This is a genomic window from Rhodoblastus sp., assembly GCF_052145335.1.
Lineage (GTDB): Bacteria > Pseudomonadota > Alphaproteobacteria > Rhizobiales > Beijerinckiaceae > Rhodoblastus.
The window spans coordinates 1-14,424 of record NZ_JBKQOU010000012.1 but is presented as its reverse complement, the minus strand read 5'-3'; the positions used below and the strand labels follow the sequence as shown (position 1 = coordinate 14,424).

General features: G+C 61.4%; 13 protein-coding genes. 4 read left to right on the top strand and 9 right to left on the bottom strand.

From position 1 onward, the window contains the following. Window positions 1-171: 171 nt before the first annotated feature. The 5 genes from ACLP2E_RS00705 to carB form a co-directional block, all read right to left on the bottom strand. The gene (locus ACLP2E_RS00705) at window positions 172-1,044 is read right to left on the bottom strand and encodes a formate/nitrite transporter family protein (RefSeq protein ID WP_442464861.1); all 873 of its coding nucleotides are present in this window, start codon (window positions 1,042-1,044) and stop codon (window positions 172-174) included. Between the two features lie 138 nt (window positions 1,045-1,182). Further along, complete coding sequence (locus tag ACLP2E_RS00700) at window positions 1,183-2,193, bottom strand: catalase family peroxidase (RefSeq protein ID WP_442464860.1); 1,011 nt, start codon at window positions 2,191-2,193, stop codon at window positions 1,183-1,185. A gap of 111 nt (window positions 2,194-2,304) precedes the next feature. Next, complete coding sequence (locus ACLP2E_RS00695; protein WP_442464859.1) at window positions 2,305-3,354, bottom strand: NAD(P)-dependent alcohol dehydrogenase; 1,050 nt, start codon at window positions 3,352-3,354, stop codon at window positions 2,305-2,307. Between the two features lie 288 nt (window positions 3,355-3,642). Beyond that, entirely contained in the window at window positions 3,643-4,116 is a 474-nt protein-coding gene (greA, locus tag ACLP2E_RS00690) for a transcription elongation factor GreA (protein WP_442464858.1), read from the bottom strand. A gap of 201 nt (window positions 4,117-4,317) precedes the next feature. Continuing rightward, entirely contained in the window at window positions 4,318-7,641 is a 3,324-nt protein-coding gene (carB, locus tag ACLP2E_RS00685) for a carbamoyl-phosphate synthase large subunit (RefSeq protein ID WP_442464857.1), read from the bottom strand. 473 nt (window positions 7,642-8,114) lie between these two features. On the opposite strand from carB, the gene ACLP2E_RS00680 reads away from it, so the two are divergent. From ACLP2E_RS00680 to ACLP2E_RS00670, 3 genes are all read left to right on the top strand, one after another. Then, complete coding sequence (locus ACLP2E_RS00680) at window positions 8,115-8,414, top strand: c-type cytochrome (protein ID WP_442462895.1); 300 nt, start codon at window positions 8,115-8,117, stop codon at window positions 8,412-8,414. An 83-nt stretch (window positions 8,415-8,497) separates the two neighbouring features. Next, a complete protein-coding gene (locus ACLP2E_RS00675) occupies window positions 8,498-8,908 on the top strand; it encodes a GtrA family protein (protein ID WP_442464856.1) in 411 nt (136 codons plus the stop codon). Between the two features lie 18 nt (window positions 8,909-8,926). Next, a complete protein-coding gene (locus ACLP2E_RS00670) occupies window positions 8,927-9,427 on the top strand; it encodes a TspO/MBR family protein (RefSeq protein ID WP_442462871.1) in 501 nt (166 codons plus the stop codon). A gap of 15 nt (window positions 9,428-9,442) precedes the next feature. On the opposite strand, the gene ACLP2E_RS00665 is transcribed toward ACLP2E_RS00670, so the two are convergent. The 3 genes from ACLP2E_RS00665 to ACLP2E_RS00655 all read right to left on the bottom strand — a co-directional run bounded on the left by ACLP2E_RS00665 (window position 9,443) and on the right by ACLP2E_RS00655 (window position 12,080). Then, a complete protein-coding gene (locus ACLP2E_RS00665; protein ID WP_442462872.1) occupies window positions 9,443-10,162 on the bottom strand; it encodes a cytochrome c biogenesis protein CcdA in 720 nt (239 codons plus the stop codon). Further along, window positions 10,162-10,551 (bottom strand): thioredoxin family protein, encoded by a 390-nt coding sequence (locus tag ACLP2E_RS00660; RefSeq protein WP_442462873.1) that lies wholly within the window; start codon window positions 10,549-10,551, stop codon window positions 10,162-10,164. The genes ACLP2E_RS00665 and ACLP2E_RS00660 overlap by 1 nt, the downstream gene beginning before the upstream one ends. A 200-nt stretch (window positions 10,552-10,751) precedes the next feature. Then, entirely contained in the window at window positions 10,752-12,080 is a 1,329-nt protein-coding gene (locus ACLP2E_RS00655; protein ID WP_442464855.1) for a dicarboxylate/amino acid:cation symporter, read from the bottom strand. A gap of 201 nt (window positions 12,081-12,281) precedes the next feature. Here ACLP2E_RS00655 and ACLP2E_RS00650 point away from each other — a divergent pair, with 201 nt between their 5' ends. Further along, a complete protein-coding gene (locus tag ACLP2E_RS00650) occupies window positions 12,282-13,559 on the top strand; it encodes an MFS transporter (RefSeq protein WP_442464854.1) in 1,278 nt (425 codons plus the stop codon). Between the two features lie 255 nt (window positions 13,560-13,814). Here ACLP2E_RS00650 and ACLP2E_RS00645 read toward each other — a convergent pair whose 3' ends face one another. Beyond that, window positions 13,815-14,252, bottom strand: coding sequence for a hypothetical protein (locus ACLP2E_RS00645; protein WP_442464853.1), 438 nt, complete (start codon window positions 14,250-14,252; stop codon window positions 13,815-13,817). Between the last annotated feature and the right edge of the window lie 172 nt (window positions 14,253-14,424).

Below are 14,424 nucleotides of genomic sequence, written 5' to 3'. Positions count from 1 at the left end.
GGCCGCTACGCCGTGACGCTGAGCGAGGCGGAATTCGTCGTTGCATTGAGTGGTGATGATGAACGTCGCATTGCCAAAGCAGTCGCGAACCAGGCATCAACGCTCGCCCTGTGAAGAAGTTCCCCAACGTGGTGGAACGCCCGTTTTGCGCTAGACACTAAAGGTTTGCCCTCAGATCTCTCTCATCACCTGGGCATAAGCAAGCAAGGCGAACAAAGCCGTTCCGCCGATGATATTGCCAAACAGCACGGGCAATCCGAACTGCGCCAGCATCGCGCCCCAGCCAACAGCGCCGTCGAGCACAAGCATGAAAGCTTCGACGCCGCCAGCAACGATATGCATCAGGCCGCCGGCGACAATCAGCCAGGTCATCATGGCGATAACCTGGAATTGCGCCGCTTCCGCGCCCGGCAGCATCCACACCAAGGCGGCCATGAGAAAACCCGCGGCGATCGCCTTGAACAGCATTTCCGGCCAGCCGTGATTTTGAATGTGAAGGCTGATGTTCAACATTTCCTGCTTCAGCCCAGGTTCGAAGACCGGCGTCAAATCGAAGAACAGCGCGGCGCACAGCGCTCCCGCCATATTTGCAACGAAGACGATGCACCACAATCGGACCAGTTTCACGACATTGCCGAAGTCGAATTCGGCGAGCACCGGCAGCACCGCGGTGATGGTGTTTTCGGTGAACAATTGCTGGCGGGACAGGATCGCCACGATGAAACCGACGCAGTAACCGAAATCAGCGATCAGCGGCCGCCAGGGCGCGTCGGGCAGGCGCGACTGCAATATCGCCTGGGCCAGCAGCGAAAGGCTGATCGACAGGCCGGCGGCGAAGCCGGACCACCACAGCGATATCGCCGGGCGCGCCATTTCCTCCTCGCCAAGTTTCCGCACGACCGCATAAATCACCGGCGTGGGCGGGCTGGATCGGTCTTCGACCTCGCGAGCGTCGGCCTGGCGCTTGCGCGCATCCTGTCCGCTGTTGCGCTCGGCGCGGGCGCCATCGCCTTCGTTTCCGATTTCCGTCGTCTTTTGATCCATCGCTCTTTGCTCCACATGGGGCAAAGACCCGACCTCGCGGTCAAGCTCGACGAGCCCTAGTCGCCATGGGCCGCCCCATTTGGCTGGACGCTTCAGGCGGCCGGTTGGTTTCAATGGCGCAGATTTTCGCGGAGCGCCTTACTTCGCCTTTTCGTCCAGCCTCTTGCCGTAAGACACGGCATAGGCGGACGAACGGAAGGCGAGGATCGGATCGGGCGAAGTCTCGATTCCGGCGCTGACCAGATTGGGATCGTAGTTGATATCCTCGCATTGGCCCGCGGCGTCCTCGCCCACCTTGGTCAAGGTCAGGGTCCCCGCCTTGATCTCGCGCCGGTTCGCCGGCCAGGGGATGGTGGGATTGTCGATCGGATCGTCTTTTTCGCCCAGCACGACAACCATGTCCCAAAGAATGGGCCCTTTTTGCGCACGCTCGGACAATCGTGCCGCCAGGAAATCTTTCGGCAAAGTGGTCATTTCCTCGTCGCTGATAAATTTCTCGCCGTCGCGCGGTTCGAAGCGCCATTTCACCCATTGCGCCTTTTTGCCGGAATCGACGAATTTGAAGGCGTGCACGCTGTAAAAAGCCGTCTCGGCGTAAGAGGCCGGCGGATTGTGCGTCGCCATCCAGCCGGCAAAATTCTTGAACTCGGGATGATTGGCGACATAGGTTTTCAGCTTTTCGGGATCCGTCTTGCCGGTGGCGGGATCGGGGACCTGGGCTTGCAGCAGCTCAAGAAAGTCCGCTGGCTTCGCCGCCAGGAACACCGGAACCTGGATCATCGTCATGTTCTGCAATTCGCCGCCGGGAAGCTGGAATTGCAAAGCCATGCCAATCGGATTCTTGAGCGTATCGGCAACGGCCGGATCTGGGCCGGAAACGGAAAAGCGCGCCGTGACCGGAACGGATTGTCCGGAAAACAGGGTCGAGGCGCTGAGCGCCCCGGCGTCCGCGCCGGCCTGGAACGAGCCCGAGGCGCAAAGGCCCTTGGCGTGGTTGCGACGCAGTCCCGCATGCACGCCGGAAAGCTTTTCGAACGTGGCGATCACCGCATCCGCGCTTGGCTCCTCCTGCGCCCATGCCTCGGCGGGAGGCAGGCCGAAGCTCGCGCTTGCCAGCAAAGCCAGAATGGGGAAAGCACGATTGCGCATGATCTGCTCCGTTTCAGCGGATGCGCGCTTCAAACGACCAGCGCGCGATATAGTTCCGCATGAACAGGCTTCTACCTATCACCGCATCGTTCGGGACCATGACGCGGCGGCTTACGCCTTCAGCGACGCGATATCGATGACGAAACGATAGCGGACGTCGTTCTTCAGCATCCGCTCATAGGCCGCGTTGATCTCGTCGATGCGGATCATCTCGATGTCGCTGACGATATTATGCTCGCCGCAGAAATCGAGCATTTCCTGCGTTTCCGCCATGCCGCCGATCAGCGAACCCGCGACGGTTTTCCTCCCGAAAATGAGATTGACCCCCAGCACGGGATCGAGCGCAGTCAGCGCGCCGACCAGCACCATCGCCCCATCGAGCTTCAGCAGCGCCAGATAGGGATTGATATCGTGACCGACCGGAATGGTGTTGAGCAGGAAATCGAATTTTCCACGCGCTTTTTTCATCGCCTCGTCGTCGCGCGAGACCAGCACCTCGTCGGCGCCGAGGCGCAAAGCGTCCTTGCCCTTTTCTGGAGAGGTGGTGATCATGGTCACCCGCGCGCCCATCGCCTTGGCCAGTTTCACGCCCATGTGGCCGAGACCGCCAAGGCCGACGATCCCGACATTCTGCCCCTTGCCGACCTTCCAGTGGCGCAGCGGCGAATAGGTGGTGATGCCGGCGCACAGCAGCGGCGCCACCGCCTTCAGATCGAGATTTTCCGGAACTTTGACGACAAATCGCTGTTCCACGACGATCTGCTCCGAATAGCCGCCGAAGGTAAGGTTTTTCGTTTCCCGCTCGCGCGAATTATAGGTTCCGGTGAAACCCTCGCAGCAATATTGCTCTTCACCGGCCTCGCAGGGCTCGCAGCGGCGGCAGGAATCGACCATGCAGCCGATCCCGGCGAGATCGCCCGCTTTGAATTTGGTCACATGCTCTCCAACCGCGACCACGCGGCCGACGATTTCATGGCCGGGGACCATGGGATAAAGCGAACCGCCCCAGTCGTCGCGCGCCTGATGCAGGTCGGAATGGCAGACTCCGCAATAGAGAATGTCGATCCGCACGTCATGCGGGCCGGGATCGCGGCGTTCGAAGGAAAAGGGCGCAAGCGGCGCGTCCGGCGCCGGCGTGGCATAGGCTTTGACTTTGAACATGGCGGGGATTCCGGGACGAGAAAAAGCGAGCTGGCAGGCTAGGCGCGCGGGCCCTTACCGGCAACCTCTCATGAGGAGCGATTATGGAAGAGCGGGTTTGCGTGAAAGCATGAGCCGCGTCGTCGCCCGTGGCAAAGGCTCTAGAAGCCCGGCAGCGCTAGAGTTTTCCAATACCGTCATCGCGAGCTAAGCGACAGGCGCCGGAACTAGAAGCAGCCTTGCTTGCCAGCCATTGGATGGCCGCGTCGCTTCGCTCCTCGCGATGACGTGAGATCTGCGGCCGAGCGCTCAGATGAAATCGATCTTCACGATTTCATAGCTCTTGCCGCCGCCGGGAGTGTTCACTTCCACCGCATCGCCGACCTTCTTGCCGATCAGGGCGCGCGAGATCGGCGAGGAGATCGACACTTTGCCCGCCTTGACGTCGGCTTCGCTGTCGCCAACGATCTGGTAACGCTTTTCGGACTCGGTGTCCTCGTCGATCAAGGTCACGGTGGCGCCGAACTTGATCGTATTGCCCGACAATTTGCTGACGTCGATGATGTCGGCGCGCGAAATCTTGTCCTCCAGTTCGGCGATTCGTCCCTCGTTGAGCGATTGCGATTCCTTCGCGGCATGATACTCGGCGTTTTCCGACAGATCGCCATGCGACCGCGCTTCGGCGATAGCCTGGATGATGCGGGGACGCTCCTCCTGCTGGCGGCGCTTCAATTCCGCCTCGAGGGCCGCGAATCCGGCGAGGGTCATGGGAAGCATTTCCATCCTGCGACTCTTTCAATTTTTTCTGGCCGGGGCGCCATGGAAAGACGCCGCCGGGGACAAAAGCGTAACGCGCCCGTTGGGGCGCGTCGGCGGCTATTGGCAAGCCGGATGTTCATGATGATACAGCGCGGGCTTCAGGTCAATTCCCGTGATTTCGACTGGTTACCCGATCGAAATTCGTCGCGCCGGCGAGGGCGCGGCTCAGACGAAATAGTCTTGCAAGGCGCGAACTTCCAGCTCGCCGGCGAGAAAAGCCTTGACCCCTTCGGCCGCCGCCAGCGCCCCGGCGAGGGTCGTGTAATAGGGCGCCCGGTGCAGCAGGGCCGCGCGCCGCAGCGAGCGCGAATCGGCCAAAGCCTGCGCGCCTTCGGTGGTGTTGAACACCAGTTGCACGCCGCCGTTCTTGATGGCGTCCACGACATGCGGCCGCCCTTCCGATACCTTGTTGATTCGCTGCGCCGGAATGCCCTGTTCGTTGAGAAAGCGCGCCGTGCCGCCGGTGGCGAGCACCTTGAAGCCGAGCTTCGACAAAAGCCTCACCGCGTCGAGCACCCGCAGCTTGTCGACCTCGCGCACCGACACGAACAAGGCGCCCGACGTCGGCACTTTCGTTCCCGCTCCGAGCTGGCTCTTGGCGAAGGCGACGTCGAACGAGCGGTCGAGGCCGATCACCTCGCCGGTCGAGCGCATTTCCGGCCCCAGCACCGTATCGACGCCGGGGAAGCGGGCGAAGGGGAATACCGCCTCCTTCACCCCGACATGGCCGCCCTTCCAGGGTTTAAGGCCAAAGCTGGCGAGACTTTCGCCCGCCATGATGCGCGAAGCGATTTTCGCCAACGGCAAGCCGATCACCTTGGCCACGAAGGGCACCGTGCGCGACGCCCGCGGATTGACTTCGAGCACATAGATCTCGTCGCCCTTGAGCGCGAATTGCACGTTCATCAACCCGCCGACGTTCAACGCCAGCGCCATTTTGCCGGTCTGCTGTTCCAGTCGGGCGATCATTTCCGGCGCCAGCGAGCGCGGCGGCAGCGAACAGGCCGAATCGCCCGAATGAATGCCGGCTTCCTCGATATGCTCCATCACCCCGGCGACGAACACGTCCTTCCCATCGCACAGGCAATCGACGTCCATCTCGACCGCGTCGATCAGATAGCGGTCGAACAGCAGCGGGTTCTTGCCCAGCACCATGTTGATCTGGCCGGTCTTGTCATTGGGGTAGCGCGCCTTGACGTCGGACGGCACCAGGCCCGGCAGGGTTCCAAGCAGGTAATCGTCGAGGTCCGAGCCGTCGCGGATGATCGCCATCGCCCGCCCGCCAAGCACATAGGAAGGCCGCACTACCAGTGGCAGGCCCAGCTCCTGCGCGACTATCCGCGCCTGTTCGACCGAATAGGCGATGCCGTTCTTTGGCTGTTTCAGGCCGAGCTTGTCGAGCAGCCGCTTGAACTGGTCGCGGTCCTCGGCGAGGTCGATCGAATCGACCGAAGTGCCGAGAATGGGAATGCCCGCGTCTTCCAGCGCCTTGGCCAGTTTCAGCGGCGTCTGGCCGCCGAACTGCACGATCACGCCCTTCAGCGTCCCCGCCTCCTGCTCCTTGGCGAGAATTTCCAGTACGTCCTCACGAGTCAGCGGCTCGAAATAGAGCCGGTCGGAAGTGTCGTAATCGGTCGACACCGTCTCCGGATTGCAGTTGATCATGATGGTTTCATAACCGGCCTCGCTGAGCGCGAAACAGGCGTGGCAGCAACAATAATCGAATTCGATGCCTTGGCCGATGCGGTTCGGGCCGCCGCCGAGAATGACGATTTTTTCGCGCGATGAGGGGCGCGCCTCGCAGGCGGGAACGCCGGCGAAAGGCGCCTCATAGGTCGAATACATGTAGGCGGTCGGGGCGAAAAACTCGGCCGCGCAGGTGTCGATGCGCTTGTAGACCGGCCGCACGTTCAAGGTTCGCCGCAACCGGGCCACCTCCGCCTCGGATTTTCCGGTCAGCGAAGCCAGCTGAATGTCGGAAAAGCCCGCCGCCTTGAGCATGCGCAGGTTTTCCGCGTCCTCTGGCAGGCCGAAGGTCTTGATCTTGCGCTCCAGCTCGACGATTTCGCGGATGCGCGCGAGGAACCACGGGTCGATCTTGCAGGCTTCGAAAATCTCCTCGTCGCTCATGCCCATGCGCATGGCCTGCCCGACCATCAGCAGCCGGTCGGGCGTGGGAGTTCCCAAGGCGCCGCGCAAAACATTCTTGTCGTCGCCCTTGCCCAGGCCCTCGATCTCGATTTCGTCGAGGCCCGACAGGCCGGTTTCCAGCGAGCGCAAGGCTTTTTGCAGCGATTCGGCGAAGGTGCGGCCGATGGCCATGGCCTCGCCGACCGATTTCATCGCCGTGGTCAGAATCGGCTCGGCGCCGGGGAATTTCTCGAAGGCGAAGCGCGGAATTTTCGTCACGACATAGTCGATGGTCGGCTCGAACGAGGCCGGCGTCGCGCCGCCGGTAATGTCATTGGCGATTTCGTCGAGCGTATAGCCGACCGCGAGCTTGGCCGCGACCTTGGCGATGGGGAAGCCGGTCGCCTTGGAGGCGAGCGCCGAGGAGCGCGAGACGCGCGGATTCATCTCGATCACGATCATCCGGCCATTGGCCGGGTTGATGGCGAATTGCACGTTGGAGCCGCCGGTCTCCACCCCGATCTCGCGCAGAACCGCCAGCGAGGCGTCGCGCATGATCTGGTATTCCTTGTCGGTGAGGGTCAAAGCCGGGGCGACGGTGATGGAGTCGCCGGTATGCACGCCCATCGGATCGATATTCTCGATCGAGCAGACGATGATGCAATTGTCCGCCTTGTCGCGGACGACCTCCATTTCATATTCCTTCCAGCCGAGGACGCTTTCCTCGATCAGGACCTCGGAGGTCGGCGAGGCGTCGATGCCGCGCTCGACAATGTCGATGAATTCCGCCTTGTTATAGGCGATGCCGCCGCCGGTGCCGCCGAGGGTGAAGGAAGGCCGGATGATCGCCGGCAGGCCGATGTCTTCGAGCGCCTCCAGCGCCTGGCTCAAGGTCTTGATGTGATGGGAGCGCGGGGTGTCGAGGCCGATCTTGGTCATCGCCTCGCGGAACAGCTCGCGGTCCTCCGCCTTGTCGATGGCGTGGGCGGTGGCGCCGATCATTTCGATGTCGAAATCGTCGAGCACGCCCATTTTCTTAAGCGAAAGCGCGCAGTTCAACGCCGTCTGACCGCCCATGGTCGGCAGCAGGGCGAAGCCGCCGGGGACGGCGTAACGCTCCTTCTCGATGATTTTCGCCACGATTTCCGGGGTGATCGGCTCGACATAGGTGCGGTCGGCGAGATCGGGATCGGTCATGATCGTCGCCGGATTGGAATTGACCAGGACGATGCGATAGCCCTCGGCGCGCAGCGCCTTGCAAGCCTGGGTGCCGGAATAATCGAATTCGCACGCCTGGCCGATGACGATCGGGCCGGCGCCGATGATCATGATCGTCTGGATGTCTGTCCGTTTCGGCATTTGAAATCTACTTCTTTGTTTGCCTAAACCCCGACTCGTCGGGGTTTAGGCGCCCCTCGCGCAAGCCCATAGGGCGTCTTTAGACGCCCGTCCTTCGACGGGCTATTGGTCGCGTTCGCTCCTGGCCAGCCCCTGGGGGGCAGGCGGGATACCGTCTGCACCTGATGTGGCCAAGGCGCCGCGCGCACAAAAAAAGGCCGCACTTTCGGCTGAATAGCCGGAGCACGCCCTTCGTCGATCATCCCTCGAAGGGAGAGAACCTCTGGGGTTCGGACGGAAGACGCCCGACCCGAATGTGTCGCACGTGTTAAACGAGTTTTTTCGCCCTGTGAACCCCCTTGCCGGGCAAGCATCCTCCGCCACGGCGGTTCGCCACAAAAAAGCGGGCCGACGTCTTTATGCAGCGAAGGCTGCGATGTGATAAACTTGGCTTGCGCCAACCAGGGATGCGCCTCGGGGATTTGTGATTGAACGTGAAACTTTACAGCTTGATCGGTGTTTTTGCGCTCGCTGGCGCGCCTTGCCTCGCCGAGCCAACCCATAGCGGCGGCATGCTGGAATCTTGCATTCCTTGCCATGGCCTCGACGGCATCGCGCGCGACGCCGAAGTGCCCAATCTCGCCGGCCAGAACGAAGCCTATCTGCTCAATCAATTGCGCGCCTTCCATCAGGGCCGCCGCATCCACAAGGAAATGCTCTACATGAGCCGCAAGATGACCGACGAGGACATGCAGGCGCTCGCCGCCTATTTCTCCTCCCTGCCGCCGCGCTGAAAACCGATCATAGAGTTGATAAACTATGGGATCGGTCAGGAGCGAATGACGAGCTTGCTGAATGAAACAATGAGACCCCCCGCATGAAGCTGCATCGACAGTTTTCCGCTTTCGCGCTGGTCGGCGCCATCGCCACAGCCGTCCACTACGCGGCGCTGATCGGCCTGAAGGAGCTGGCGCACTGGGCGGTGATCCCCTCGACGCTTTCAGGCTATTGCTGCGGCGGCCTTGTCTCCTACAGCCTGAACCGCCGCCATGTCTTCGACAGCGACCGCCCCCATGCGGAGGCCGGCTGGCGCTTCGCTCTGGTGGCCACCGTCGGTTTTTTCCTCACCTGGGGTTTCATGCGGCTGTTTGTCGAGAATTGGGACGCGCCCTATCTGCCGGCCCAGATCCTGACCACCGGACTGGTCATGTTCTGGAGTTTCGCCGGCAATCGGTTGTGGACTTTTCGCAACCCGCCTGCCACGAAATCCGATCCGACCCTTAGCTGAACCTCGCGCGAAAAACCCATGACCGACATCGCCAAAATCCGTCCGGGCCTGCCGCCGGGCCGCGCCGCCCTTATCGCCGCCGGCCTGGTCTTTCTCGATTCTATCCTCGGGCAGGTGGCGACCCTGCCCAATCTCGTCCCCTGGTACGCCAACCTCGTCAAGCCGGGTTTCAACCCGCCCAACGCGGTTTTTGGCCCCGTCTGGACCCTGCTTTACGCCTTGATGGCTCTGGCGTTCTGGAGAATCCTCATCCTGCCGGAACAGCAGGGCCGCAAGCTTGCGATCATGGTGTTTCTTGCTCAGCTTGCGCTCAATGTCTTGTGGTCCTGGGCTTTTTTTGCGGCCCATAGCCCGCTGCTCGGCTTGGTCGACATTGTGCCGCAGATCATTCTCGTCGCCGCCACGCTGGTGCTGTTCTGGCGCCTCGACCGGCTTGCCGGCCTCTGCCTGCTGCCGCTATTTCTCTGGGTTTCCTATGCCGGCGCGCTCAATTTCGCCATCTGGCGGCTCAATGGCTGAACAAGGAACTCCTCATTAAAGACTGGCGGCGAACCGGATCAGCGCGTCCGGCATATGCGCCGTGAGCACGGTTTCCAAGACATGATCCGCGCCGGTCAGGATCAGCAGCCCGACCACAGCAAAGGCGCCGCCCAGCAAGAGCCGCGCGCCGGCGCCCGTCGCCAAGGCGGCGCGGCGCCCGGAGCCCGCGAGGCGGCCGAAGCCATAACCCAGGGCCAGCAAGGCGCCGGCGGCGCCGAGGGCGTAAACGCTCATCGACAGAATGGCTAAGGGGAGGCTGCCGCCACGGGCGGCGAGGACGAAAGCCGCCGCCAGCGTCGGCCCGGCGCAAGGCGCCCAGACCAGGGCCAGCAAGGCGCCCGCCGCCGCCTGTCCCAGTAGCCCGGAACTGGGAAGTTTGGTTTGCAGAAAAGCGCCCAGCCGCTGTAGCGGCGCCAAAGCCGCTTCCAGCCGATGCGCCAGCGCGGGAAAAATCAACACCAGGCCGATCACGAGGATCAGCGCCGCCGCCAGGTTGCGCAATAGCGGCGAGCCGCCGAAATCCACGCCGAGCGACGCCAGAAAGCCGCCGACGAGACCGAAAGTGACCGCCATGCCTGCGGCCAGAGCCAGCGGCGCGCGCGGATTTTCCGCCCGCGCTCCAGCCACCACCACCGGAACGAGCGGCAGGACGCAGGGGCTAAGAATGGTCAACGCCCCAGCCAAGAACGACAGCGGCAGCGTCCACAGCGACATTACCGGGTCGCCTTCATGAAAACCCTGGCCACATCTTCGTCCGTGGCGCCCCAGGACTCGCGGGCGATCTCCTTGCCGCCGCGATAGATGATGAAAGTCGCGCGCGGACTATTCAGCATTTTCACGACGTCCTTCTGCTGGTCATAGTCGACCCGGAAAAACGAGAGGTCCTTGTAGGCCGCCTCTTTCTTCATGGCGTCGACGGCCGTGGCCTGCGCCTGACAAATCGGACACCATGAGGCGTAAACCTCGACGATCACCGGCTTGCCGGAAGAGATCGCGTCATGCGCCGCGGCCTTGCTGTAAGGCTGGACGTCAAAGGCCCGAGCCGGAAGGCCCGAAAGCCCCGCCAAGACAAACGCCGTCAAAAACAGTCGCCTTCTATCCATGGAATCCTCCCCGGCCGAGATCTTGTCGTCTATACGAAGGACGACCCTTGAAAGTTACGGTCCGCGAGAAAATCATTGCGTCAGAGCGCCGCCTTCAGGGCTCCGAAGCTTCGCTGACGCCCCAGGACATTCGCGCCACTTCCTTGCCGGGCTCGCAACCGAAAGGTTCAGCTTCGGGGAAGAATAAAGTGCGGGGAAGATCACACGGCCGGTTCGTCCGCCTCTTCCCGCACAATGGCGAAGGCGTCGGTGGGGCCATTCAGAACAGCGTTCATTTTCTCGCGGTCCAACTCGCCTTCCCAACCCGAAATGACCACGGTCGCCACGCCATTGCCGATGATATTGGTCAGGGCGCGATTTTCGCTCATGAATTTGTCGATGCTGAAAACGATGGCCATGCCCGGCACCATGCGCGGATCGACGGCGGCGAGCGTCGCGGCCAGGGTGATGAAGCCGGCGCCGGTCACGCCCGACGCGCCTTTCGAGGTCAGCATGGCGACGCCGAGAATGACCAGTTGCTGCTGCAAAGTCAGCGGAATGTCCAAAGCCTGGGCGATGAACAGGGTCGCCAGGGTCATGTAGATATTGGTGCCGTCGAGATTGAAGGAATAGCCGGTCGGCACCACCAGTCCGACCACCGAGCGCGAACAGCCAAGATGCTCCAGCTTGGCCATGAGGTTCGGCAGCGCGCTTTCCGACGAGGAAGTGCCGAGCACGATCAGCAATTCATCCTTGATGTAGTAAAGGAATTTGAAAATATTGAACCCGGCGAAACGGGCGATCAGGCCCAGGACGACGACGATGAACACCGCCGAGGCGAAATAGAAGGTCGCGATCAACCCGGCGAGATTGCTCAGCACGGTCGGGCCATATTTGCCGATCGTATAGGCCATGGCGCCGAACGCGCCGAAAGGAGCCGCCTTCATCACGAAGCCGAGCACGCCAAACACCGCATGGGCGAATTCGTCGATCAGCTTGCGCAGCGGCGCGGCGCGCTCGCCCATCGACAGCAGTGAAAAGCCCATCAGGATGGAGAAAAACAGCACCTGCAGAATGTCGCCCCGGGCGAAGGCGCCGACCACCGAATCGGGAATGACGTCGTGGAATAAATCGACCGTGCTTTTATGCGGCGCATTGACGTATTGGGCGACGGCGGCGGCGTCGGGTTTTCCCGCAAACCCGGCGCCGGGCTTGACTACATTGCCGATCACCAGGCCTATGGCCAAGGCGAAAGTCGAGACGACCTCGAAATAGACCAGCGCCTTGACGCCGACTCGCCCGACCTTGCGGGCGTCCTGGATATGGCTGATGCCCGAAACCACGGTGCAGAAGATGATCGGCGCGATCACCATCTTGATCAACTTGATGAAGCCGTCGCCCAGCGCTTTTACGCCGGGAGTCGTCGCGAAATCAGGGAAAGCCACGCCGACGATGACGCCGAGCGCGATGGCGAAGAGAACCTGCACATAGAGCTGACGATAAAAGGGGCTTTTCGGCGCCGCCGAGGCGCCGGTTCCACTGGCTTCCATGATGCGAGCGCTCCTCGGTCCCTCGATCTGGCTTGTTCGCCGGATTCGATTTTATGGTTTTAAATTGGACCCTGCTGGCGCGGGCGCGCAACAGTTTTCATAGGCCTTCCCTGGATTTTTCATGCGTTTCCGCCTGCTGCGATGCAGCAACACTTCCTTAACGCGCTTCACCGTCTATCATGCGTCGATCCGGAGACGTTCATGCTCGCCCTTTTGACCCAGAGACGTTTCGCGCCGCTGTTCTGGACGCAGTTCCTTGCCGCCTTCAACGACAATTTTTTGAAAAACTCGCTGATCTTCCTGATCATGGCCAAATTGTCGGCGGGCGAGGCGCAGACGCGAATCACCTTGGCGGGCGGCTTGTTCATCCTGCCATTTTTCCTGCTGTCGGGACTGGGCGGCGAAATGGCCGACCGCTACGACAAGGCGAAGGTCGCGCAAAGGCTGAAACTTTCGGAACTGGCCGCGAGCGCGCTCAGCGTCGTCGGCTTCATCGAACAGTCGATACCGCTGCTGTTCCTGGCCCTGGTGCTGTTCGGCGTCGTGTCGTCGCTGTTCGGCCCGATCAAATACGGCATACTGCCCGACCATCTGCTCAAAGCTGAATTGCCCGCCGGCAACGCGCTGATCGAAGGCGCGACGTTTATCGCCATACTTTTTGGAACTCTGGCCGGCGGCCTCGCAGCGCGCAACAGCGGCGATCCCGCGCCTTTTGCGGTGGGGATGACCGCGATCTCGCTTGCCTGCTATGGCGCCAGCCTGCTCATTCCGCCGACCGGCGAAGCCGCGCCCGATCTCGTCATCGAGGCCAATATCTTCCGCTCGACGGGGCGGTTGCTCGGCGATCTCTGGGCCGACTCCAATCTCTGGCGCGCCGGGGTAATGGTCAGCCTGTTCTGGATGTTCGGCATCATCGCCTTGTCGCTGCTGCCGCCGATGGTCAAGATGCAGATGGGCGGCGACGAGATGGCGGTCAGCCTGATGCTGGCGCTGTTCGCGGTCTCGGTCGGTTTCGGCTCGGCGCTTGGCGCCTTTTTCTGCCGCGACGGCATCAAGCTCGCGTCGGCGCCTTTCGCGACTTTGGCGATCGGCCTCGGCGGCGCCGATCTCGCCTTCACTTTGCACGGCATGACCCCGGCAGTTGCGACAAAGAGCCTCGGCGAGTTTTTTGACGCCTCCGCCGCCTGGCGCATCGCCTTCGATCTGGCGCTGATAGCTGCGGCGGGCGGGGTGCTGGCCGTACCGAGCTTTTCGGCGGCGCAGGCCTGGGCGCCGGCTTCAAGCCGGGCGCGGGTCATCGCCGCGATCAACGTGCTCAACTCGGCCTTCATGGTCGCGGGGACTGTGGTTTTTTCCATGCTGCAGGCAGCGGGCCTGAGCCTTGCCGGCGCGAGCGCGCTGCTGGCGCCGATCTGCCTGGCCTCGGCGATCTGGATGTTCCGATATCGCCCGCAAGACCCGCCCCGCGATCCAGCCTAATGGTCGAAATCACATGCCTGGCCCCTACAAGGCGATGACCGAAATCGGCTCGAAGGAGACCTTCCCGATTGGGTTGGCAACCGTCTCATCATGAGCTCAATTGTGAATTTGGTTGAAGTCTGACCTTTGGCTTATATCGGACGTAAAATCGAGCTGACGCCTGGGTCGGTTTCAGGCCATTTTCGACCTCGGAACCGACCACCCCTTGGTACAGGCCCAAGAGGCGGGCGGCGTCAGCCGTCATCGCTGCGCCGTTCATTCGCTCAAAGCGGCTTCCTGAACCTCTTTTGGCGCAACGCTCCAGAGTTCAATGAGTTTTTCTGAAACAGCCATTTGCTGTTCGATGAATGATGCACCTTCTTCCTCCATTGCTCCGGCATAATGGACGAGGGTTTTGAATGTGTTGCTATCACCTAATACTGCCTGCAAAAAGGCTTGGGGCACGCCATGCTCCATCGCAAAATTTTGGATCGTGTACACGAAGGTCTCACTTTTGTCTCGTGTTCCAGCCCAGGTTGGAACGCGCTCAGAGCCCGCCCTCACCGCACGTTGCGCTGCGAGCTTATCCGAATGATGCATGCGAGTTTTTGCCTTCAATAAACTTTGGAATATAAAAAAGGCGATGTAGGCGACAACGGAAAGGCCGGCCGTTGGCCAAGCTAAAAGAACCGCAAGCAGGAATAGAATACCCAAAGTCTTATCCCTTGATTTTTCATGAAGACATGTGTGATATACTGGCGCGATGATTGGTTATCCGCTCTTCACCAATTAGGCAAAACTGGAATTGCTTCGGTAGGCGAGCGCAGTTGAAGCTGGTCAAGCTGAGATGACGATAGGTTTGTCACTTGTTATAGGCTGGTCTTTC